Genomic DNA, 22,130 nt, shown 5'->3' on the forward strand with positions numbered 1-22,130 from the left:
GGCGTCCGCTCGACAGAGCGCCGGGCAGGGCCGCGTCTTCTCCTGGACATCCCAGGAGGAATGCACCAATGAGCACCACCAAGAAGATGGCGGGCGTCGCGCTCGCCGCCGCGCTCGGCGTCACCACGCTCAGCGCCTGCGGCGGCGACGCCAAGGACAAGGCCGCGGACGACAAGACCATCACCCTCGTCTCGCACGACTCCTTCAACGTGACCGACACGGTCCTCAAGGACTTCGAGAAGCAGAGCGGCTACACCGTCAAGGTCCTGAAGTCGGGCGACGCCGGCGCGGCCCTGAACCAGGAGATCCTCACCAAGGGCTCCCCGCGCGGAGACGTCTTCTTCGGCGTCGACAACACCCTGCTCTCCCGCGCCCTCGACAACGGCATCTTCACGCCGTACGAGGCCAAGGGCCTGGCCGGCGTGAAGCCCGAGTCCGTACTCGACAAGGAGCACCGGGTCACCCCGGTCGACTCCGGCGACATCTGCGTCAACTACGACAAGGCCTACTTCGCCGACAAGAAGCTCGCCCCGCCGCAGACGCTGGACGACCTGGTCAAGCCGGAGTACAAGAACCTGCTGGTCACCGAGAACGCCGCGACCTCCTCGCCCGGCCTCGGCTTCCTCCTCGCCTCCGTCGGCAAGTACGGCGACGAGGGCTGGAAGGACTACTGGACCAAGCTGAAGGCCAACGGCGTCGAGGTCGTCGACGGCTGGGAGCAGGCCTACAACGAGCGCTTCTCCGGCTCCGCGGGCGGCAAGAAGGCCAAGGGCGACCGCCCGCTGGTCGTCTCCTACGCCTCCAGCCCGCCGGTCGAGGTCCTCTACGGCGAGCCGCAGCCGGCCGAGGCCCCGACGGGCGTCTCCACCGGCACCTGCTTCCGGCAGACCGAGTTCGCGGGTCTGCTCAAGGGCGCCAAGAACGAGAAGGGCGGCAAGGCGCTCCTGGACTTCCTGATCTCCAAGAAGTTCCAGGAGGACATGCCGCTGCAGATGTTCGTGAACCCGGTGACCAAGGACGCGGTCCTGCCGGAGCTGTTCACCAAGCACGGCGTGGTCATCGAGAAGCCCGAGACGGTCGCCCCGGAGGCCATCGCCAAGAACCGCGACCAGTGGGTCAAGGCCTGGTCCGCCCTCGTCGTGAAGTAGGGCGAGTGCGCGAGGCTGCGAAGGAGAGCGGTCGGGCCACGGCCGTCAGGCTCGGTCTGATGGCCGTGCCGCTCGTCTTCTTCGGGCTGTTCTTCGCCTATCCGGTCGCGGCGATCGTCGGGCGCGGGCTCAAGACCGACGCCGGCTGGCAGTTCGGCCGGATCGGCGAGGTGCTGGCCCGGCCCGACATCGGCGACGTGCTCTGGTTCACCACCTGGCAGGCGCTCGCGTCCACGGCGCTCACGCTCCTGATCGCACTCCCCGGCGCGTACGTCTTCGCGCGCTTCGAGTTCCCCGGCAAACAACTGCTGCGGGCCCTCGTGACGGTGCCGTTCGTACTGCCGACCGTCGTGGTCGGCACCGCGTTCCTGGCGCTCGTCGGGCGGAACGGTCTGCTGGACGAGGTGTGGGGGATCCGCCTCGACACGACCGTCTGGGCGATCCTGCTCGCGCACGTCTTCTTCAACTACGCGGTCGTCATCCGCACCGTCGGCGGACTGTGGGCGCAGCTCGATCCGCGCCAGGAGGAGGCCGCCCGGGTGCTCGGCGCCGGGCGGTTCGCCGCCTGGCGCCGGGTGACGCTGCCCGCGCTGGTCCCGGCGGTGGCAGCCGCCTCGCTGATGGTGTTCCTGTTCACCTTCTCCTCCTTCGGCGTCGTGCAGATCCTGGGCGGGCCCGCGTACTCCACCCTGGAAGTGGAGGTCTACCGGCAGACCGCGCAGCTCCTGGACCTGCCGACGGCCGCGGTGCTGACGATGGTGCAGTTCGCTGCCATCGCCTCGATCCTCGCCGTGCACGCCTGGACCGTCCGCAAGCGGGAGACCGCCCTGCGGCTCGTGGACCCGGGCCGGACCACGCACCGGGTGCGCGGCTGGGCCCAGCGCACCCTGCTCGGCGGGGTCCTGCTGACGGTGGCGCTGCTGATCGTGCTCCCGCTCGGGGTGCTCGTGGAACGCTCCCTCGACGCCCCCGGCGGCTACGGCTTCGGCTTCTACCGGGCGCTCCAGGAGGTGGGCGCCGGCGGCGGAACGTTCCTGGTGCCGCCGCTGGAGGCCATCTGGAACTCCCTGCAGTACGCGCTCGCCGCCACCGCCATCGCGCTGCTCGTCGGCGGGCTCGCGGCCGCGGCGCTGACCCGGCGCGCGGGCCGTTTCGTACGGGGCTTCGACGCGCTGCTGATGCTCCCGCTGGGGGTGTCGGCGGTAACCGTCGGCTTCGGTTTCCTCATCACCCTCGACGAGCCGCCGCTGGACCTGCGGACCTCGTGGATCCTGGTGCCGCTGGCGCAGGCGCTGGTGGGCGTTCCCTTCGTCGTACGGACCATGCTGCCGGTCCTGCGCGCGGTCGACGGCCGGCTGCGGGAGGCCGCCGCCGTGCTCGGCGCCTCACCGCTGCGGGCCTGGCGGGAGGTGGACCTGCCGATGGTGCGGCGGGCCCTGCTGATCGCTGCGGGCTTCGCCTTCGCGGTGTCCCTCGGCGAGTTCGGGGCGACCGTCTTCATCGCGCGGCCCGACCATCCGACGCTGCCGGTCGCCGTGGCGCGGCTGCTGGGGCGGGCCGGGGAGATGAACTACGGGCAGGCGATGGCCCTGAGCACGATCCTGATGCTGGTGTGCGCGGTGTCCCTGCTGGCGCTGGAGCGACTGCGGCCCGACAAGACCTCCGGAGAGTTCTGATGACCCTGCTTCAGCTGGAAGGGGTGTCGGTCCGCTTCGGTGAGCGCGCGGTCGTGGACGCCGTGGACCTGGCGGTCGCCGAACACGAGATCGTGTGCGTGCTGGGGCCCAGCGGGAGCGGCAAGTCCACCCTGCTCCGGGTGGTGGCCGGGCTCCAGCCCGTCTCCGGCGGGAGGGTGCTGCTGGGTGGCGCGGACCAGGCGGCCGTGCCCGTGCACCGGCGGGGGGTGGGCCTGATGTTCCAGGACCACCAGCTGTTCCCGCACCGGGACGTCGCCGGGAACGTCGCCTTCGGACTGCGGATGCGGGGCGCCTCGGCACAGGCCTCCGAGGCCCGGGTCACCGAGCTCCTGGAGCTGGTCGGGCTGCCCGGGGCGCAGGGCCGGGCGGTGGCCTCGCTGTCCGGCGGCGAGCAGCAGCGGGTCGCGCTGGCGCGGGCGCTGGCGCCTTCACCGCGGCTGCTGATGCTGGACGAGCCGCTCGGGCAACTGGACCGCGGGCTGCGGGAGCGGCTGATCGTGGAGCTGCAGGGGCTGTTCTCGCGGCTGGGCACGACCGTGCTGGCCGTCACGCACGACCAGGGCGAGGCGTTCGCGCTGGCCGACCGGGTGATCGTCATGCGGGACGGGCGGATCGCGCAGGCGGGGACCCCGCTGGAGGTGTGGCAGCGGCCGGCGTCGGAGTTCGTGGCGCGGTTCCTCGGCTTCGAGAACGTGGTGCCGGCGGAGCTGGCGGCAGGGGTGGCCGTGACCCCGTGGGGGAAGATCCCCGTTCCGGCCGGGGCGCCGGAGGGGGAGCACCGGGTGCTGATCCGGCCGGCGGGGGTCGTGCTGTCGCCTTCGCCGGAGGGCGGGCTGGGCTGTGAGGTGGTGTCGCGGACCTTCCGGGGGACGCATGTCGCGCTGCTGCTCCGGCCCGAGGCGGGGCCGGTGCTGGAGGCGGAGTGCGAACTGGCCGGGGCGCCGGGGGTGGGGGACCGGGTGGCGGTGACCTTCGCTCCGGCCGAGGTGGTCGTGCTGCCGGGGGAGTAGGGCCCCCCGGTCCTCACACGCCGGACGGCTGAAAGGGCCTCAGACCTCGGCGAGGCTGGATCTGGTGGGCTCCGGCTCGGCAGGATCCTCCGTGGTCTCGTGGTTGCCGTACCAGGCGACCGCGACCGCGCCGGTCACCGCCAGGACGAAGCCGAGGACCGCGAGCCAGGCCATGCCCGGGCGGGACGCGTCGCCGAGCCACAGGACGCCGATCGCTCCGGGGAGCACGGTCTCACCGACCACCAGGGCGGCGGTGGCGCCGTTCACCGAGCCGATCTGCAGGGCCACGGTGTGCAGGTACATGCCGCCGACGCCGGCCAGGACGATGGCGTAGAGGGCCGGGTCGGCGAGGAGGGAGGGGAACGAGAACGGCTCCACGCCGTTCAGGATGCGGACCCCGACGCCCAGCGCGCCGAACGCCAGACCCGACAGCAGACCCGCCAGGATCGCTGCCCGGGCGCCGAGGAAACGTACCGCCACCGTGCCGCCCACGATGATCAGTACGGTCACGGCCAGGAGCCACCAGTGCGTGGCGGGCGGCGCGTAATGGCCGCCCTCGTGGCCCGCGGCCGTCGCCAGCAGGACCAGGGCCGCGCAGACGACCCCGATGGAGGTCCATTCCTTGCGGGTCAGCCGGATGCCGAGCATCTTCACGCTCAGCACGGCCGTGATCACCAGGTTGGCGCTGATGACGGTCTGGGACAGGAAGAGCGGCAGGAGGCGGGCCGCCAGGGCGCCCAGGCCGAAGCCCACGAAGTCCAGGATCGTGCCGACGATGAACTCCCAGGTCATCGCGGCCTTCGCGGTGGAGCTGAGGTTCGGGCCGCCGTGCTGGGTGACCCCGGCGGCGGCGGGCGACATCCGGGCCGCCCGCCGGGAGCCCACGGCTTGCAGGACGGATCCCGTGCCGTAGCAGATGGACGCCGCGATAGCGGTCAGCAGGCCTATGAGCACCCGGGGGCTCCGTTCACGTCTGGCAGGTCTTACGTAGTGCGTACCTCTTCCAGACGTGGAAAAGGGGAGGGAAGTTGCCTGCCCGGGGTGCCCGGTTCAGGCCGTCGGCGTCAGCTCATCGCGGCGAGGGCCGCGGGGACCTCGGTCACCGAGTCGACCAGGGCGATCCGGGACTCCATCGCGCGGCCCCGGGCCAGCGCCTGGAGCAGCGGCCAGGCGGGCAGCCGTTCGGTCCAGTGGGCGCGGTCGACGAGGATCATCGGGGTCGGCTCGCCCCGGGACTCGTAGTGGTTGGGCGTCGCGTTGTCGAATATCTCCTGGACCGTGCCCGCCGCGCCGGGCAGGAAGACCACGCCCGCGTTCGACCGCGCGAGCAGCCCGTCCTCGCGGGTGGCGTTCGCGAAGTACTTCGCGATGTGACCGGCGAAGGGGTTCGGCGGCTCGTGTCCGTAGAACCAGGTCGGGATGCCCACCGAGTCGCCGCCCGCGGCCGCCGGCCAGCGTTCCCGTACGGCGAAGGCCGCGCGGGCCCAGTCGGAGACGGACGGGGCGAAGGACGGGGCCTTGGCCAGCATCCGCAGGGCTTCGGGCAGGGCGTCGTCGGGGGCCGGGGCGAGGTACGCGCCGAGGTTGGCCGCCTCCATGGCGCCCGGGCCGCCGCCGGTGGCCACGGTCAGCCCGGAGCGGGTCAGCGTCCGGCCGAGCTCGGCCGCGCCCCGGTAGGCGTCGCCGCCGCGGGTCATGGCGTGGCCGCCCATCACCCCGACGACGCGGGCGCCCACGAGGTGTTCGTCGAGGGCGTCGGAGATGGCGTCGTCGTGGATGGAGCGCAGCATCGAGGAGTAGATGTCGCCGTCCGCCTTGGTCTCCTGGAACCAGGCGTACGCCTCGGCGTCCGGGGTGGCCTCGTAGCCGTCGGACAGCCCGGTGAAGAGCTCCTCCGGCGTGTAGAGCAGACCCCGGTACGGGTTGAACGGGAGGTCCGGGACGGGCGGGAAGACCAGGGCGCCGTCCGCGCGCACCTTGACCGAGGCGTCCGGCTCCATCGCGCAGCCCAGGAACACGGCGGACGAGGTGTCGGCGGACAGCAGTGCGAAGGTCCGCTCCAGCAGGTTGACCGACTGGATCCGGTACCCGCTGAGCGATCCGCGGGCCACGACCCGGTCGAATTCGGCGAGCGTCTCGATCTCGGTGTCGGTCTCGATGTGTGGGTTGACCATTCGGCCCACCCTAAGGGCTGCCCGCCTCAGCGGGTCAATGCCAGCGACGTCAGCTGTGACACACCCCAGCTGAGCGGCAGGCACACCGCCACCAGCGCCGTGGCCCGTACGGTGGCGGCCGTACGCAGGACCTTGCCGGGGGCGCCGAGCCCGGCCAGGGTCTCGCGGGCGTCGGTCCGGCCCTGGTGGACCTCGACCGCGGATGTGAGAAGGGTCGCGGCCGCGCACAGCACCACGAGCGCGGCGGCGGGCACGGTCAGCGGGCCGAGCGGGACCTGGAGCCCGCCGTGGTCGCGCAGGGCCACGGCGCTGAGGGCGCCCGCCGCGACGGCGCACAGGACACCGAGGGGTGCGCCCAGCCGGGGGGCCTCCTCCTGGAGGGCGCGGCCGGCCAGCAGCCGGAGCGCGCCCGGGCGGACGGCCTGGACCAGCGCCCCGCAGGCGTAGGCCAGGCCCGGACCGGCGAGGGCGAGTCCGAGGGCGGTCAGCGCCCAGCCCACGGGCACGCCGGCTCCGCCGGGGCGGGCGTAGGCCAGCGTGGCGAGTCCGCAGGCGGTGAGGGCGATGCCCCAGGGCAGCGCGGTCTGCGGCGCGGGCCGGGGGTGCGGTCGCAGGGCGACGGCGGTGGCGGCCGAAGCGGCCACCGGGAGCAGGGCCAGCAGGGTGAGCGCGGCCGCCACGGGCAGGGGCTGGTCGGCGTGGAGCAGCCCGGCCCCGGCGCCGTCGAAGGGCAGCCCGGTCACCTCCCCGCGCAGATGGAGGAAGACGGCCAGGGCCACGGCGCTGCCGAGGGCGCAGGCCACGGCGGTGGAGATCGTCGCGACCAGGGTGAGCCGCAGGGGTCCCAGCCCGGCGGCGTCCAGCCCTTCCAGGGGCCGGGTCGCGGGGTCGGTACGGGCCACGGCGACGGCGAACTGGACGGTGACGGCGAGGGGGACCAGGGCCCACAGCAGCTGGGGGAACGATCCGGCGGGCCGGGCGGTGGCCTGCGCGAGCACGTACAGCAGCAGGAAGCCGCTGCCGGCCGACGCGGCGGCGACGAGCAGCCGGCGCACTTGTACCAGCGGCCGGGAGCCGCGGGCTAGGCGGAGAGCGAGCACGCGGCCTGGTCCTCCGGGGGCTGGGGGAAGGAGGTGGGGGAGAGCCCGGCCGCGGCCGCCGCGGCGGCCGGCCGTCCGTCGAGCAGGGAGAAGCAGCGGTCGGCGGCGAGCGCGCTCTCCTCGTCGTGGGTGGCGAGCAGCACGGTGATGCCGTGCGAGCGGGCGGCCGTGGTGAGCGTGCGCAGCAGCAGGGAGCGCTCGGCGCGGTGCAGCGGGGCCGTGGGCTCGTCGGCGAAGACGACGGCGGGCAGGTGCGCGAGGGCGCGGGCGAGCGCGACGCGCTGGGACTCGGCGCGGTTCAGGGCGCCGGGGTACTTGCGGGCGAAGGCGCCGATGTCGAGACGGTCCAGCCATTCGCAGGCGGCCCGTTTGGCGGCGCGGTGACTGGCGCCGGCGATCAGCAGCGGCAGCGCGGCGTTCTCCCAGACCCGGAGCTCGGGCAGCAGCCCCGGCTCGGGACCGATCCAGCCGAACCGGTCGCGGCGCAGCCGCTCGCGGGCCAGGGCGCCCATGGTGTGCACGGGGACGCTGTTGAACCAGACCTCGCCCTGTTCGGGGCGGAGCCGTCCGGACAGGCAGCGCAGCAGCGTGGTCTTGCCGCTGCCCCGGGGGCCGGTCACGGCGAGGATCTCTCCCGCGCGGACGCCGACCGAGACCCCGATGAGGCCCGGTGAACCGCTGTGGGAGTAGTGAAGGGACCGTGCCCAGAGCAGATCTTCCTGGGGCAGGGCGCTGTCGGGCCGGGCCTTGTCCAGCGCGGCGTTGTCCCGTGGAGCCACCATGGCGTACACCTCCGTCCGGGGGAACGAAGCGGAGCCCGCTTGGTCACTGGCGCCGCAATGAGATGTAAAGAGATGAACGTCTTGAATGGTGACAGCACACGGCCCGGACCCCCTCGTTCTCACTCGAACGGAGGATCCGGGCCGTGTGGTCCGGCAGTTTGCCGCCTGCGGGACGGTGGGAGGACGCCGCTGGTTAGAGCTTGGTCCAGGCCTCGGTGAGCACGCGGCGCAAGATGCCCTCGATCTCGTCGAAGGTGCCCTGGTCGGCGGTCAGCGGCGGGGCCAGCTGGATGACCGGGTCGCCACGGTCGTCGGCGCGGCAGTACAGGCCGTTCTCGAAGAGCGCCTTGGAGAGGAAGCCGTAGAGCACGCGCTCGGTCTCCTCGTCCGTGAAGGACTCCTTGGTGACCTTGTCCTTGACGAGCTCGATGCCGTAGAAGTAGCCGTTGCCGCGGACGTCGCCGACGATCGGCAGGTCGTGCAGCTTCTCCAGCGTCGCGCGGAAGGCGTCCTCGTTGTCCAGCACGTGCTGGTTGAGGCCTTCCTTGTCGAAGATGTCGAGGTTGGCGAGCGCCACCGCGGAGGACACCGGGTGTCCGCCGAAGGTGTAGCCGTGCAGGAAGGTGTTGTCACCCTTGTAGAACGGCTCGGCGAGGCGGTCCGAGATGATGCAGGCACCGATCGGGGAGTAGCCCGAGGTCATGCCCTTCGCGCAGGTGATCATGTCCGGGATGTAGTCGAACTTGTCACAGGCGAACATCGTGCCGAGGCGGCCGAACGCGCAGATCGTCTCGTCGGAGACGAGCAGGACGTCGTACTCGTCACAGATCTCGCGGACGCGCTGGAAGTAGCCGGGCGGCGGCGGGAAGCAGCCACCGGCGTTCTGCACCGGCTCCAGGAAGACGGCGGCGACGGTGTCGGCACCCTCGAACAGGATCTCCTGCTCGATCTGGTCGGCGCACCAGCGGCCGTAGGCCTCCGGGTCGTCACCGAAGATCGGGGCGCGGTAGATGTTGGTGTTCGGCACCTTGTGCGCGCCGGGAACCAGCGGCTCGAAGGGGGCCTTGAGGGCCGGCAGGCCGGTGATGGACAGAGCGCCCTGCGGGGTGCCGTGGTAGGCGACCGCGCGGGAGATGACCTTGTACTTGGTGTGCTTGCCCTGGAGCTTGAAGTACTGCTTGGCGAGCTTCCAGGCGGTCTCGACGGCCTCGCCGCCACCGGTGGTGAAGAAGACCTTGTTCAGGTCGCCCGGGGCGTAGTGCGCGAGGCGCTCGGCGAGCTCGACGGCCTTGGGGTGCGCGTACGACCAGATGGGGAAGAACGCGAGTTCCTGCGCCTGCTTGTACGCGACCTCGGCCAGTTCCTTGCGGCCGTGACCGGCGTTGACCACGAACAGTCCGGCGAGACCGTCCAGGTAGCGCTTGCCCTTGTCGTCGAAGATGTAGGTGCCCTCGCCGCGCACGATGGTGGGTACGGGCGAGTTCTCGTACGACGACATGCGGGTGAAGTGCATCCACAGGTGGTCGTAGGCGGTCTTGGAGAGGTCCTGGCTCACGGCTATCGCGTTCCCCACATGTAGGTCTGCTTCTTCAGCTTCAGGTAAACGAAGCTTTCGGTTGATCGCACGCCGGGGAGCGCGCGGATCTTCTTGTTGATCGTTTCCAGCAGGTGGTCGTCGTCCTCGCAGACGATTTCCACCATCAGGTCGAACGAGCCCGCGGTCATCACCACGTACTCGCACTCGGCCATCGCGGTCAGCGCGTCGGCCACCGGGTCGAGGTCTCCCTCGACGTTGATGCCGACCATCGCCTGACGCCGCAGCCCCACGGTGAGCGGGTCCGTGACGGCGACGATCTGCATGACGCCCTGGTCGAGAAGCTTCTGTACCCGCTGGCGCACCGCTGCTTCGGACAGGCCGACGGCCTTGCCGATCGCCGCGTAAGGACGGCGACCGTCCTCTTGCAGTTGCTCGATGATCGCCAGGGACACAGCATCGACCGAAGGGGACGGTTGTCTGTTCCTGGAATCTGCGCTTCGACTGACCACGACCTCACTGTGCACGAGGAGTCGTCTGTTCCGCAAGGCGAGAACGATGTAATTCGTTGTTTCGGGAGTCAGATCTCACCGAATCCGTAGTTCGTGATGTGCAGGCCTGTCGAAAACGGCGTCTGAGACGCTAGGCTTGGTAGCTGTCTCAACCATTGGACATGTGATCACAGGAGTGTGGCTGTAGTGACCACCGAACTGCGTCGTCTGCGCAACTACATCGGCGGGGAGTTCAAGGACGCCGCCGACGGGCGGACCACCGAGGTGGTCAACCCCGCCACGGGCGAGGCGTACGCGACCGCCCCCCTCTCCGGCCAGGCGGACGTCGACGCCGCCATGGCCGCCGCCGCTGCCGCCTTCCCGGCCTGGCGCGACGCGACCCCCTCCGAGCGCCAGAAGGCCCTGCTGAAGATCGCGGACGCCTTCGAGGCCCGCGCGGACGAGCTGGTCGCCACCGAATCGGAGAACACCGGCAAGCCGCTCGGCCTCACGGCCAGCGAGGAGCTGCCGCCGATGGTGGACCAGATCCGCTTCTTCGCGGGCGCCGCGCGCCTGCTGGAGGGCCGTTCGGCCGGCGAGTACATGGAGGGCATGACCTCCATCGTGCGCCGTGAGCCGGTGGGCGTCTGCGCCCAGGTCGCGCCGTGGAACTACCCGATGATGATGGCCGTCTGGAAGTGCGCCCCGGCCCTGGCCGCGGGCAACACCGTGGTCCTCAAGCCCTCGGACACCACCCCGGCTTCCACCATCCTGATGGCGGAGATCATCGGCTCGATCCTCCCCAAGGGCGTCTTCAACGTCGTCTGCGGCGACCGCGACACCGGCCGCGCCATGGTCGAGCACCGCACTCCGGCGATGGCCTCCATCACCGGCTCGGTGCGCGCGGGCATGCAGGTCGCCGAGAGCGCCTCCAAGGACGTCAAGCGCGTCCACCTGGAGCTCGGCGGCAAGGCCCCGGTCGTGGTCTTCGAGGACGCCGACATCGCCAAGGCCGCCGAGGACATCGCGGTCGCCGGCTTCTTCAACGCCGGCCAGGACTGCACCGCGGCCTGCCGCGTACTGGTCCACGAGTCGATCCACGACGAGTTCGTCGCGGCGCTGGCCAAGAACGCGGCCGACACCAAGACCGGGCAGCCGGACGACGAGGACGTGCTCTACGGTCCGCTGAACAACCCGAACCAGCTGAAGCAGGTCGCGGGCTTCATCGAGCGCCTCCCCGCCCACGCCAAGGTCGAGGCGGGTGGCCACCAGGTCGGCGAGAAGGGCTACTTCTACGCCCCGACCGTGGTCTCGGGCCTCAAGCAGGACGACGAGATCATCCAGAACGAGGTCTTCGGCCCCGTCATCACCGTCCAGTCCTTCACGGACGAGGACCAGGCCCTGGCGTACGCCAACGACGTGGAGTTCGCCCTCGCCTCGTCCGTGTGGACCAAGGACCACGGCCGCGCGATGCGGATGTCCAAGAACCTCGACTTCGGCTGCGTGTGGATCAACACCCACATCCCGCTCGTCGCCGAGATGCCCCACGGCGGATACAAGAAGTCCGGCTACGGCAAGGACCTCTCCGCCTACGGCTTCGAGGACTACACGCGCATCAAGCACGTCATGACCTCGCTCGACGGCTGACCGGAAGCCGGGCGGGCGGCCTGCCGGCCGCCGCATCGGCCAGGGCACTGCCTTGAAGGGGCGGGCAGTAGACAACATGTCTATTGCCCGCCCTTCGGCGTTCACCGAGGCTTTGCCCATGCCTGAACTCGCCTTCTCCCGCCGCGCGGCGCTGCGCGGCCTCGGTGCCGCGGGCCTGCTGGCCGGCCTCACCGGCTGTGGTGTCCCGGCCGCGTACGTCCCAGAGGACCGCCGGGAGGGCCGGGACCGCTCGGCCGCCGACCGGAGCGTCTCCTTCTCCAACTGGCCCCTCTACATCGACACCGACGAAGAGGACGAGAGCCGGCGCCCGACGCTGGACGCCTTCTCGGAGAAGACGGGCATCGAGGTCCGGTACACCGAGGAGATCAACGACAACGACGAGTTCTTCGGCAAGATCAGCCCGGCGCTGATGAACCACCAGCAGACCGGCCACGACGTGGTCGTGGTCAGCGACTGGATGGCCGCCCGCTTCGTCCACCTGGGCTGGGCCCAGAAGATGGACCGCTCGGCGCAGGCGAACGTGGCGAAGTACCTGGACCCCCAGCTGCGCTCGCCCGCCTTCGACGAGGGCCGGCTGCACACCGTGCCCTGGCAGTCGGGGATCACCGGCATCGCCTACAACCGCAAGGCGCTCGGCCGGGAGATCAAGTCCGTCAAGGACCTGTGGCACCCGGACCTGGCCGGCAAGGTCACGCTCTTCTCCGGTCTCGACGAGTCCTTCTCCCTGCTGATGCAGGGCAGCGGGGTCGACGTCACCCGGTGGACCGAAACCGACTTCCACCGGATGTGCGACCAGGTCGAGAGCATGGTGAAGAAGAAGCACATCCGCCGCTTCACCGGCAACGACTACACCTCCGATCTGAGCAAGGGCGACGTGCTGGCCTGCCAGGCGTACTCCGGGGACGCGATCCAGCTCCAGGCCGACAACCCCGACATCGAGTTCGTGGTCCCCGAGGAAGGGGGCGAGCTCTGGGCGGAGAGCCTGCTCATCCCCAACCTGGCACCGCGCAAGGCCAATGCCGAGGCGCTCATCGACTTCTACTACGACCCGGAGATGGCCGCGCTGCTCGCCGCCTCCGTCAACTACGTCTGCCCGGTCCCCGCCGCCCGCGAGGTGCTGGCGGCCTCCGATGACGAGGAGACCGCCGCGCTCGCCGAGAACCCGCTGATCTTCCCCGACGAGGACATGCGCAAGCGGCTCGTGGTGGCCCGCGACATCTCCTCCGCCGAACGCTCGTCCTTCGCCAAGCGCTGGAACGCCATCGTCGGTCTGTGAGGGCGGCCGCCGCCCGGGCGCGATTCCGCGCGACGGAACTGAACATGTTCAGCAATTTTGCTGAACATGTTCAGAAAGTTGCGTAGGCTTCCTTCCATGAGCGAGAGAAGCGCCCTTCTGCGGCGGATCCGTGCCTGGCTTGCCCTGTTCCTCGTCTGCCTGGTGCTGAGCGGACTAACCGCCTTCCCCCTGGTCAGTGAGCTCCACTGGGCCAATGCCCTGGTGGACAACGCGTGGCTGCGACGCGTCGGTGACGGGCTGGAGCGGGCGGACTCCGAGTCCTTCCTCCTCTACGGCACCGACTGGCTCGCCTTCGCCCACCTGGTGATCGCCGTCTTCCTCTACGGGGTCCACCGCGACCCGGTGCGCAACATCTGGATCGTCGAGGCCGGCATGGCCGCCTGCGCCGGCATCATCCCGCTGGCCCTGATCTGCGGGCCCGTCCGGGGGATCCCCTTCTACTGGACGCTGATCGACATCTCCTTCGGCGTCTTCGGGGTGATCCCCCTGCTGGTCCTGCGCCGCATGATCAAGCGGCTGGAGGCCCTGCCGGCGGACCCCGGCCGGGCCCCGGCGCAGGCTCCGGACCCGGCCGCGGACCCGGCCGCGGACCTGGCCGCGGCCCGGGGCTGATCCCGCGCTACTTGGCGAAGGCGGCCATGACGATGCCGAGGGCCACCGGGTTCATGTCCTGGCCCTTGGCATCGGTGGAGTTGACCGAGTACACGAGGGTGCGGGACAGGTCGCGGGTTCCGCCTATCGCCGTGTTGTAGCCGTGCCGGCCGCCCGTCTTGCCCCAGGCGACCGTGCCGTCGGGCAGCTCGATCCGCGCCATCCCGGCCGTCAGCGCCGCGGACTTGCCCGTGACGAAGTCCTTCACTCCGGGGACCGTGAACATCTCCTCCAACTGCGCCGCCGGTACGAGGCGTCCGCTGAACAGGGCCACGGTGAACCGCTCCAGATCGGCCGTGGTGGAGATGATGTCGCCGGCCGCCCACCGGTCCGAGGAGTTCCACTCCGTCACGTCGCGCAGCTCGGTGGAACCGTCCTCGCGGGCCACCGCCTGGTACCCGTGGTTGTGGCGACCCGGTATGCGGGTCTGGAACCGGCCCGGGAACGAGGTGTCCCGCAGCCCCAGCGGCCTCAGGACCCGCGCCGCGACGGCCTTCTCGTACGTCGTGCCCGTCACCTTCTCGATCAGCACGCCCAGCACCGTGTAGTTGATGTTCAGGTAGTGCTGGGCCGTGCCCGGGACGAACTCGGGCTTCTTGGCCACCGCATTGGCGATCTGGTCGTGCGGATCGGTCACGTCGAAGCGGTGCTCCCACTGCGCCTCGAAGGAATCGCCCGGGCCGTCGGCCGCCGGAATCCCGCTGGTGTAGTTGAGCAACTGCCCGACCGTGACCGTGCCGTACGCCTCGGGGACGGTCCCGGGCAGGTACCGGCGGACCGGTTCGCCGAGGTCCAGCCGGCCCTCGGCGGCGAGCTGGAGCACCACCGCCGCGGTGAAGGTCTTGGTCACCGACCCGGCCCGGAACCGGCCCTCCTCGATCGCCGCGCGACCGGTGCGGATGTCCGCCACACCCGAACCGCCCCGCCAGGCACCGCTCGTGCCGCCCACCCGTACCAGCGCGGCCGTCGCGTCCGCGTTCCGTGCCCCGAGGCCGGCGATCGCCGCCTCCAGCGCCGCGGCGTTCGGCGGCGTCGACACCTGCGGTGCCGGCTTCGGCGAGAGCGCCGACGCCGTGACAGGCGCCTGCGCCGGGGCGGCCTGGGCGACGGCCGGGCCGGCCGCGACGCCCAGGACCAGAGCGGTGGCGATCAGCGTGCGGGTCATCGTGTTCATGGTGGGATCCCCCTGTCGGCTCTCCGGGCGACTTCCGCCCCGATGACCTCAATGCTGCTGGTCACAGGGGTAGTTGCGGATCACCATCAGGAGTGGTCTTTGCCGGTACGACAACTAGCCACCGGGAGGGAGAGGACGGTCCCCGTCTCACTCCCCGGAGGGAGATACCCGAGAGCCAGGCATCCCGGAGCCAGGCATCCCGGAGCCAGGCGCCCCGGAGCCGGCCACCCCGCCGCCGGCCGCGACCAGACCCGTCTCGTACGCGCAGATCACCGCCTGGATCCGGTCCCGCAGCCCCAGCTTCGACAGCACGTTGCCCACATGCGACTTGACCGTGTGCTCGCTCACCATCAGCTCCGCCGCGAGCTCCGCGTTCGACAGGCCCCGCCCCAGGTGCAGCAGCGTCTCCCGCTCGCGGGCCGTCAGCACCTCCAGCCGTCGCGCCGACAGCGCCTCCTCGGCGGCCGGGCGGGCCGTGGCCGCCGTGTACTCCGCGATCAGCCGCCGGGCCACCGAAGGCGCCAGCAGGGAGTCGCCCGCCGCCACCACCCGTACGGCGTGCACCAGATCGTCCCGCCGCACGTCCTTGAGCAGGAACCCGCTGGCCCCCGCGTGCAGCGCCTCGTACACGTACTCGTCCGAGTCGAAGGTCGTCAGCATCACCGTCCGGCAGGAACTCGTCGCCGAGATCTCCCGGCACGCCTCGATCCCGTCCAGCACCGGCATCCGGACGTCCAGCAGCGCCACGTCGGGCGCGAGCGACCGCACTGCCGCGACCGCCGCCGCCCCGTCGCCGGCCTCCGCCACCACCTCGATGTCCTCCTGGGCGTCCAGGATCATCGCGAAGCCGCTGCGCACCAGTTCCTGGTCGTCGGCCACCACCACACGGATCGTCACTTCCCCACCTCCGCGCCCGACGTTACAAGGACCACGCGCAGCTCGAAGCCGGTGCCGTCCGGGCCGGGCCCCGTCCGGGCCGTGCCCCCGTGGGCGGCGGCCCGCTCGCGGATCCCGATCAGGCCGTGCCCGCCGGGCCGCGCCCGCGGCACGGAGCCCGCGGCGGGCACCGCGGCCGGCTCGGCATCCGGCCCCGCGTCCGGCCCCGCGTCCGGCCCCGGACCCGGACCGCGCCCGTCGTCCGTCACCGTGACCGTGAGCTCCCGCTCCCCGTACTGCAGGCCCACCGCCACCACCGAGGCCCCGGCGTGCTTGACCACATTGGTCAGGGCCTCCTGCACCACCCGGTACACCGTCGCCTCCAGCGCCGCCGGCAGGGCGCGCACCGTGCCCGTGCGTTCCAGGCGTACCTGCGGCCCGCTGCCCCGGACCCGCTCCAGCAGCCCCGCCAGCTCCCCGATGCCGGGCTGCGGGGCACGTGGAGCCGCCGCGTCCGTGCGTAGCACCCCCAGCATCGTGCGCAGCTGGGCCATGGCGTCGCGGCCCGTCTCCGCGATGGCGTCGAAGGCGGCCTCGGCCCGCTCGGGGGCCCTGCGTACGGCCACCGGACCGGCCTCCGCCTGCACGATCATGATGCTGACCGCGTGCGAGAGGATGTCGTGCATCTCCCGCGCGATCCGGGCCCGTTCGCGGGCCGCCGCCTGCTCCGCCTCGATCCGGTTGGCCCGCTCCAGCTGGGCCGCCCGGTCCTGGAGGGCCGCCGTGTACGCCTGCCGGGTGTGCTGCAGCCGCCCCAGGGCGTACGCCGCCCCGGAGACGAAGAGGGTGAAGAGCAGTTCGCGCGCGGTCCCGGTGTTCCAGTACACCGACACGGCGACGGTGAGGACCGTGAGCCCGCCCACCGTCAGCCGCACCCGGGCCGTGCACTGCACGGCGACCGTGTAGAAGGCGATCAGCCCCGCGTACGGAAGCGGCTGCCCCGGGCCGTCGCCCGCCAGGTTGTACGCGCCGCCGGCCGTCAGGATCGCGACCAGCACTCCCACCGGAGCCCGCCGCCGCCAGACGAGCGGCAGCACGCCGAGCGTGGTCATCGCGTACGAGGGCCAGTTCGCGGGCGGCGCGTCGGCCGGCCGCGGCACCACGAAGGGCATGGTGACGGCCAGTTGCACCAGCAGCGTCAGCCCCAGGTCCTGCCGGCGCGGACCGGCGCGCCGGATCCGCGCCCCGAGCTCCCGCCAGGCCCGTATCACCCCCCGGCCCCGTATCACCGGCCGAGCTCGGCCCGTACGGCGCCCAGCACGTCCAGCCGGTTCGTCGTGATGGAGTCGACCCCGGCCCTGACCAGCGCGCGCATCGAGCGCTTGGTGTCCGGGGTCCAGGCCGACACCTGCAGGCCGTCCCGGTGCAGGGCGTCCACCAGCTCCGGGCCGACCAGCCCGAAGCGGTAGTTGAGCCAGCTGGGCGCCACCGCGTCGATCAGCACCCGGCGCGGGGGAGCCAGGGTGGTCCAGGTCAGCGCGATCTCGGCGCCCGGATCGGCGGCGCGCACCGCCAGCATGGTGGCCGGGCCCGCGCAGTAGTACGTACGGTCGCGGGCCCCGCATTCGCGGACCTGCCCGACGACGGTCCGTACGGCCAGGGCCGTCGCACCCGGCAGGTCGATCATGACCCGGCCCGCGCCGGCGGCCATGAGGGCGTCGCGCAGCGTCGGGATCCCGCCGTCCGTCAGCTCCTTCAGCTGCGGGGCCGTGACGTCCTCGAGGCGTACGTCGTGGCCCCACAGCCGCTGGAGGTCCGCGTCGTGGAGCAGTACGGGGACCCCGTCGCGGGTCATCCGTACGTCGATCTCCACCGCGTCCGCCCCCCGACCGAAGGCGGACCGGATCGAGGGCAGGGTGTTCTCGCGGACGCGGTAGGGATCCCCGCGGTGTCCTACGGCAGTCAGGGTGCGCATGCGCCCATTCTGCTGGGCCGTCAGGAAGCCAGCCAGGCGGAGGTGTACGTGTCGATCTCCGCGGTGAGCTTCGCCTTGCCGGCCGGGTCGAGGAAGGAGGCCTCGACGGCGTTCTTCGCGAGCTGGGCGAGGCCGCGCTCGTCCAGCTCCAGCAGGCGGGCGGCCACCGCGTACTCGTTGTTGAGGTCGGAGCCGAACATCGGCGGGTCGTCGCTGTTGATGGTGACGAGCACGCCGGCCGCGACCATCTCCTTGACGGGGTGCTCGTCCAGGGTGGCGACGGCGCGGGTGGCGATGTTGGAGGTGGGGCAGACCTCCAGCGCGATGCGGTGCTCGGCCAGGTAGGCCAGGAGCTCGGGGTCCTGGGTGGCGCTGGTGCCGTGGCCGATGCGCTCGGCGCCCAGGTCGCGGATGGCGTCCCAGATGCTCTGCGGGCCGGTGGTCTCGCCGGAGTGCGGCACGCTGTGCAGTCCGGCGGCGCGGGCCGCGTCGAAGTACGGCTTGAACTGCGGGCGCGGGACGCCGATCTCGGGGCCGCCGAGGCCGAAGGAGACCAGGCCCTCGGGGCGCAGGTCGACGGCGAGGCGCAGCGTCTCGGCGGCGGCTTCCTCGCCGGCCTCGCCGGGGATGTCGAAGCACCAGCGCAGGATCACGCCGAGCTCGGTCTCGGCGGCCTTGCGGGCGTCCTCGATGGCCTCCATGAAGGCCTTCTCGTCGATCCCGCGGCGGGTGGAGGAGTACGGGGTGATGGTGAGCTCGGCGTACCGGATGTTCTGCCGGGCCATGTCGCGGGCGATCTCGAAGGTGAGCGTGCGCACGTCGTCGGGGGTGCGGACCAGGTCGACGACGGAGAGGTAGACCTCGATGAAGTGCGCGAAGTCGGTGAAGGTGAAGTAGTCGGCGATGGCCTCGGGGTCCGTGGGGACCTTGGAGTCGGGGTGCCGGGAGGCGAGTTCGGCCACGATGCGGGGGGAGGCCGAGCCGACGTGGTGGACGTGGAGTTCGGCCTTGGGCAGCCCCGCGATGAAGGGGTGCAGGTCGGGCATGAGGGTGCCTCCGAAGGACGCGGTGCGGATGGAACGGGGTTCATCGTAGGCAGGATCCGCACCGCCGAAGGGGCCTGTCGGAGGGAGCGCTTAGCATGGCCGTACGAGAGGGGGGCGCCGTATGACCGATCACAGCCCCGAGTCGCGAGACCCCTGGGCGCCGCCGGAGCGGCCCGCGGTCGATCTGGGCAAACAGCAGGACGGACAGGGCGGACAGGTGGCGCCGGGGGTGCACGACCAGCAGACCGTCGCGGGGATGCCCGGCGCCGGAGGGGGCATACCCCAGGCCGCACAGGCACCCGCACCCCAGCCCGGGCAGGCGCCGGCCTACGGCTACCCGGCGCAGCCGGATCCCGCCGGGTACGGCTATCCGTCCCAGCCGGGCGCGCCGCAGGACCCGTACGGCGCCGGACATCCCGCCCCGCAGCCGGCGTACGGCGGCCAGCCGGTCCATCCCGGGTACCAGGGGTACCCCGGATACCCGGTGTACCCGCCCCGGAGCAACGGCTTCGGCATCACCGCGCTCGTGCTCGGGATCATCGCCGTGGTCAGCTGCTACCTGGGCCTGCTGTTCGGCGTCCCGGCCGTCATCTTCGGTGTCCTGGCCCGCGGCAAGGCCAAGCGCGGCGAGGCCGACAACGGGGGCATGGCCCTGGCCGGCATCATCACGGGCGCGGTCGGCATCGTGATCAGCCTGGTGTGGATCGCCTTCTTCATCGTCGTCGTCGTGCTCGGGGGCGAGGACTTCGACACGGATGTCGACTCGGACTACTCGCCCGTGTACGAGAACACGCAGGTCCTCCACCGGGGGTGAGCCGCCCGGCGAGAGCGCTTGACGGGCGCTCCCGCCGTGCCGTCAGGCGGCCGCCTCCGCCCGCCCGGTCTCCCACGGCCACCCGGCGTCCCGGCCGTCCTCGATCAGGGACACCAGGCGGAAGGCCGCGTCGGTGAGCCCGCCGAAGGTGTGGCGGTGCGCGGACCCGGAGGGCGCGTGGCCCACCCGGTGGCCGGCGAGGTTCCACGTGTACACCGGGACCGTGTCCGGCACCAGCGCCGTGGGATCCCCGCCGTAGGCGTACGTGGCCTGCTCGTCGGTGACGATCAGGACCCGGTCGTGCCCCGCGTAGTGCGCGCGCACCGCCTCGGCCGTGAGCGTGCCGCCGAGGTCCTCGAACCGCTCCAGCACCTTCAGCACCGACTCACCGCGGCGGAAACCGACCGCCTTGCTGGTGGAGCCGAACTGCACCAGGTCCGCGTCCTCGGCGCGCAGCGCCAGCGCCGTCCCGAACACGGCCGCCGCGTCGGCCCGGTTGAGCTGCGAGCGGTCCGACAGCGGCGACCACATCGACCCGGACCGGTCCACCAGGACCAGCGTCCGCCCGGGCAGGGACGGTACGTGGGCCAGGGAGTGGCCCAGTGCCCGCTCCAGCGGGTACGCCCAGCGCAGCGAGGGCGCGTGCCGGTGGGCGGCCAGGTAGCGGAAGGGGAACTGCCGGGCCCGCGCGACGGCCTCCGGGTCGCAGATCCTCGCCGCGACCCGCTCGGCGACCGCGTCCGAGACCCCGGCCTCGTCGAAGTTGCGCAGGTTGCGCAGCAGCGCCATCACGCCCATGGACGGGATGACCGCCTCCCAGGCGGCCGCGTCCATCGGCCCCTGCAGCCAGCCCGCCAGCGCCTCCCAGGTCATCCCCGCCGCGGCGAGCCGCTCGGCGCCGTCCGCCGAGACGACGACGGCCCGGCGCTCCGCCACGGGCAGCTCCATCAGGGCCCGGTGCGCGCGCAGCGTGCGGTTGCCCGGCGGCGCCTCGGCGGTCTCCGGGTTGTGCCGGCGGTCGAGGGCGTACCGGAACAGCTCGCCCTGCCAGGGCTTGGCCGGGTCGGGGGAGGCGTGCACCAGGTTGAGGACGTCGCCGAAGCGGTATCCCCGGGAAGCGGTGTCGTACTTCAGCAGGGAGCTGCCGGAGTAGAGGCGGCGCACGGCGTCGGCGATCCCGCGCTTGACGGGCTTGGGCACGCTGCGCCCGTACGTGGCCGTCCAGTAGGCGAGCAGCTCACCGGGCTCGTCCGCGCGCAGCAGGACGGAGTCCACGACCTGCCGGTTGGAGGGCCCGCCGGTCGCTCCGGCGTCGAGCCGCGCCTTGACGTACTCGGCGGCTCCGACGAGCGAGGCCGTCCGCATGCTGCCGTCGCGGCGCAGCCAGCCGAGCAGGCCGGCGGTCCACTCGGGATCCTCCACGGCGAGGGTGCGCACGAGCGCGCCGTAGCGGTCGTCGCGGGCCTCGCCGGACTCGTAGGCGGTCCGCTGCGTCACGAAATTGGCGACGGCGAGCAGGAACAGCTCGGAGCGCGGATCGCGGACGAAGCCGGGGCTGCCGTGCGCGTTGGCGGCGCGGCGGCCGGTGGAGCGAACCCCCGAAGTGGGTGCGGTGGGCGTAGTGGGTGAGGTGGGCGCCGCCTTGGAGCGGAGCAGGTTGAAGCGGGCCATGTGAATCCCCCCGAATTCAGTGGAAACCGGGGGAGGCGTGACGTGCGGAATGCCCGAGATCGAAGTCGGCGACGGACTGTGTCGACTGCTCTGCCAGCTGAGCTACCGGCCGGAGCCGGGCGGGACTCGAACCCGCGACCCGTTGATCCGGAAGGAGCCGTTGCCTGCGCACCGGGCACTCCGCACGTGCGCCTCCCGAGATCAAGGTGGCTGCGGCCTGGGTGTCTTTGCGAAAGAAGGAGCCGCTGCCCGCGCACCGGGAGGTGCGTACGAGTAGGTGTCCAGAGATCGAGGTCGGTGAAACCACGTGGTGCTCTACCAACTGAGCTACACCGGCCGAAGCCGGTGACGGGACTCGAACCCGCGGCCGCCCCATTAACAGTGGAAGTAGGTCTCACCTGCGCACCTGGACGAGGATCACGCTAGACGCGCACCCGCATCGGCCGCGAGCGATTAAAGGCGGCTAAAGCTCCGCCCGCAGCCGCTCGCGCGCCTCCATGAGCGCGAAGCCGAGCAGGTTCAGGCCGCGCCAGCGGGCCGGGTCCAGCGCGCGCTCGTCGTCGGCGGCCAGCCCTATGCCCCAGATCCGGTCCATGGGGCTCGCCTCCACCAGGACCCGGTTCCCGGTCGAGAGCAGGTACGAGGTCAGCGCCGGATCGGAGCCGAACTTGTGCACGCTGCCCTCCACCACCAGCGCGAACCGCTCCCGCTCCCAGACCGCGTTGTCGAAGCCGCGCACGAGCCGGCCGGCCTTCTTGGCCTCGGCCGGAATCCTTGCCTCCAGGGCCGCGCGCTCCGCCTCGGCGTCCTCGAACAGGCGCGCCTTTCCGGCCATCATCCAGTGCTCCGCGGTGGCGTACCGCACGTCACCCACGGTGAACTCGGACGGCCACCACTGGCTGAGGCAGCTCGGTCCGAGCGTTCCGTCGGGCCGCGGACGGTGTCCCCAGAACGGCAGGTACTTCAGCCGCTCACCCCGGCTGACCTGCCCGATCAGTTCCTCGATCTTCTCCATGCATGCG

Annotated in this window: 20 protein-coding genes and 1 tRNA gene; 7 read left to right on the plus strand and 14 right to left on the minus strand. The window is 71.8% G+C overall.

All coding sequences use genetic code 11. The features are described from left to right. Positions 1–68 precede the first annotated feature (68 nt). From ACWCP2_RS12885 to ACWCP2_RS12895, 3 genes are read left to right on the plus strand one after another with little or no spacing between them, the layout of a single operon-like run. Positions 69–1,148 carry a thiamine ABC transporter substrate-binding protein gene (locus ACWCP2_RS12885; RefSeq protein WP_450908608.1) on the plus strand — a complete coding sequence of 360 codons (1,080 nt, stop codon included), beginning with the start codon at positions 69–71 and terminating at the stop codon, positions 1,146–1,148. Between the two features lie 59 nt (positions 1,149–1,207). Beyond that, positions 1,208–2,824, plus strand: a complete 1,617-nt coding sequence (locus tag ACWCP2_RS12890; protein WP_450908673.1) for an ABC transporter permease — start codon at positions 1,208–1,210, stop codon at positions 2,822–2,824. Then, positions 2,824–3,855 (plus strand): ABC transporter ATP-binding protein, encoded by a 1,032-nt coding sequence (locus tag ACWCP2_RS12895; protein WP_450908609.1) that lies wholly within the window; start codon positions 2,824–2,826, stop codon positions 3,853–3,855. The genes ACWCP2_RS12890 and ACWCP2_RS12895 overlap by 1 nt, the downstream gene beginning before the upstream one ends. A 39-nt stretch (positions 3,856–3,894) precedes the next feature. Here the strand turns inward: ACWCP2_RS12895 and ACWCP2_RS12900 are convergent, their stop codons facing one another. From ACWCP2_RS12900 to ACWCP2_RS12925, 6 genes are all read right to left on the minus strand, one after another. Next, positions 3,895–4,809 carry a hypothetical protein gene (locus ACWCP2_RS12900; RefSeq protein WP_450908610.1) on the minus strand — a complete coding sequence of 305 codons (915 nt, stop codon included), beginning with the start codon at positions 4,807–4,809 and terminating at the stop codon, positions 3,895–3,897. Positions 4,810–4,919: 110 nt separating this feature from the next. Further along, entirely contained in the window at positions 4,920–6,029 is a 1,110-nt protein-coding gene (locus ACWCP2_RS12905) for an LOG family protein (RefSeq protein WP_450908611.1), read from the minus strand. A gap of 26 nt (positions 6,030–6,055) precedes the next feature. Then, the gene (locus ACWCP2_RS12910; RefSeq protein WP_450908612.1) at positions 6,056–7,129 is read right to left on the minus strand and encodes a hypothetical protein; all 1,074 of its coding nucleotides are present in this window, start codon (positions 7,127–7,129) and stop codon (positions 6,056–6,058) included. Beyond that, a complete protein-coding gene (locus ACWCP2_RS12915; protein WP_450908613.1) occupies positions 7,111–7,920 on the minus strand; it encodes an ABC transporter ATP-binding protein in 810 nt (269 codons plus the stop codon). Before ACWCP2_RS12915 ends, ACWCP2_RS12910 begins: the two co-directional genes overlap by 19 nt. Positions 7,921–8,104: 184 nt before the next feature. Continuing rightward, positions 8,105–9,484 (minus strand): aspartate aminotransferase family protein, encoded by a 1,380-nt coding sequence (locus tag ACWCP2_RS12920; RefSeq protein WP_450908614.1) that lies wholly within the window; start codon positions 9,482–9,484, stop codon positions 8,105–8,107. Beyond that, positions 9,469–9,972, minus strand: coding sequence for an Lrp/AsnC family transcriptional regulator (locus ACWCP2_RS12925; protein WP_073910973.1), 504 nt, complete (start codon positions 9,970–9,972; stop codon positions 9,469–9,471). The genes ACWCP2_RS12920 and ACWCP2_RS12925 overlap by 16 nt, the downstream gene beginning before the upstream one ends. A 171-nt stretch (positions 9,973–10,143) precedes the next feature. Here ACWCP2_RS12925 and ACWCP2_RS12930 point away from each other — a divergent pair, with 171 nt between their 5' ends. The 3 genes from ACWCP2_RS12930 (at position 10,144) to ACWCP2_RS12940 (ending at position 13,513) form a co-directional block, all read left to right on the plus strand. Beyond that, positions 10,144–11,583, plus strand: coding sequence for a gamma-aminobutyraldehyde dehydrogenase (locus ACWCP2_RS12930; protein WP_450908615.1), 1,440 nt, complete (start codon positions 10,144–10,146; stop codon positions 11,581–11,583). A gap of 118 nt (positions 11,584–11,701) precedes the next feature. After that, positions 11,702–12,880 carry a polyamine ABC transporter substrate-binding protein gene (locus ACWCP2_RS12935; RefSeq protein ID WP_450908616.1) on the plus strand — a complete coding sequence of 393 codons (1,179 nt, stop codon included), beginning with the start codon at positions 11,702–11,704 and terminating at the stop codon, positions 12,878–12,880. A 96-nt stretch (positions 12,881–12,976) separates the two neighbouring features. Beyond that, complete coding sequence (locus tag ACWCP2_RS12940) at positions 12,977–13,513, plus strand: hypothetical protein (RefSeq protein ID WP_450908617.1); 537 nt, start codon at positions 12,977–12,979, stop codon at positions 13,511–13,513. Between the two features lie 7 nt (positions 13,514–13,520). Here the strand turns inward: ACWCP2_RS12940 and ACWCP2_RS12945 are convergent, their stop codons facing one another. From ACWCP2_RS12945 to ACWCP2_RS12965, 5 genes are all read right to left on the minus strand, one after another. Then, positions 13,521–14,726: a serine hydrolase domain-containing protein gene (locus ACWCP2_RS12945; protein WP_450908618.1), complete on the minus strand. Its 1,206-nt coding sequence runs from the start codon at positions 14,724–14,726 to the stop codon at positions 13,521–13,523. A gap of 147 nt (positions 14,727–14,873) precedes the next feature. After that, on the minus strand, positions 14,874–15,623 hold the full coding sequence (locus tag ACWCP2_RS12950; protein ID WP_450908619.1) for a response regulator: 750 nt from the start codon (positions 15,621–15,623) through the stop codon (positions 14,874–14,876). Continuing rightward, complete coding sequence (locus ACWCP2_RS12955) at positions 15,620–16,873, minus strand: sensor histidine kinase (protein WP_450908620.1); 1,254 nt, start codon at positions 16,871–16,873, stop codon at positions 15,620–15,622. The genes ACWCP2_RS12950 and ACWCP2_RS12955 overlap by 4 nt, the downstream gene beginning before the upstream one ends. 14 nt (positions 16,874–16,887) lie before the next feature. Next, a complete protein-coding gene (locus ACWCP2_RS12960) occupies positions 16,888–17,577 on the minus strand; it encodes a glycerophosphodiester phosphodiesterase (RefSeq protein ID WP_450908621.1) in 690 nt (229 codons plus the stop codon). 20 nt (positions 17,578–17,597) lie between these two features. Then, positions 17,598–18,623, minus strand: a complete 1,026-nt coding sequence (locus tag ACWCP2_RS12965; RefSeq protein ID WP_450908622.1) for an adenosine deaminase — start codon at positions 18,621–18,623, stop codon at positions 17,598–17,600. A gap of 121 nt (positions 18,624–18,744) precedes the next feature. Here ACWCP2_RS12965 and ACWCP2_RS12970 point away from each other — a divergent pair, with 121 nt between their 5' ends. Continuing rightward, the gene (locus ACWCP2_RS12970) at positions 18,745–19,437 is read left to right on the plus strand and encodes a DUF4190 domain-containing protein (protein WP_450908623.1); all 693 of its coding nucleotides are present in this window, start codon (positions 18,745–18,747) and stop codon (positions 19,435–19,437) included. 42 nt (positions 19,438–19,479) lie between these two features. Here ACWCP2_RS12970 and ACWCP2_RS12975 read toward each other — a convergent pair whose 3' ends face one another. The 3 genes from ACWCP2_RS12975 to ACWCP2_RS12985 all read right to left on the minus strand — a co-directional run bounded on the left by ACWCP2_RS12975 (position 19,480) and on the right by ACWCP2_RS12985 (position 22,123). After that, a complete protein-coding gene (locus tag ACWCP2_RS12975) occupies positions 19,480–21,108 on the minus strand; it encodes a TROVE domain-containing protein (protein ID WP_450908624.1) in 1,629 nt (542 codons plus the stop codon). Positions 21,109–21,448: 340 nt separating this feature from the next. Then, positions 21,449–21,510: transfer RNA gene (locus tag ACWCP2_RS12980), tRNA-Ser, on the minus strand. A 61-nt stretch (positions 21,511–21,571) separates the two neighbouring features. Then, positions 21,572–22,123: an NADAR family protein gene (locus ACWCP2_RS12985; protein ID WP_450908625.1), complete on the minus strand. Its 552-nt coding sequence runs from the start codon at positions 22,121–22,123 to the stop codon at positions 21,572–21,574. Positions 22,124–22,130: the final 7 nt, after the last annotated feature.

The organism is Streptomyces sp. NPDC002104, assembly GCF_053593795.1.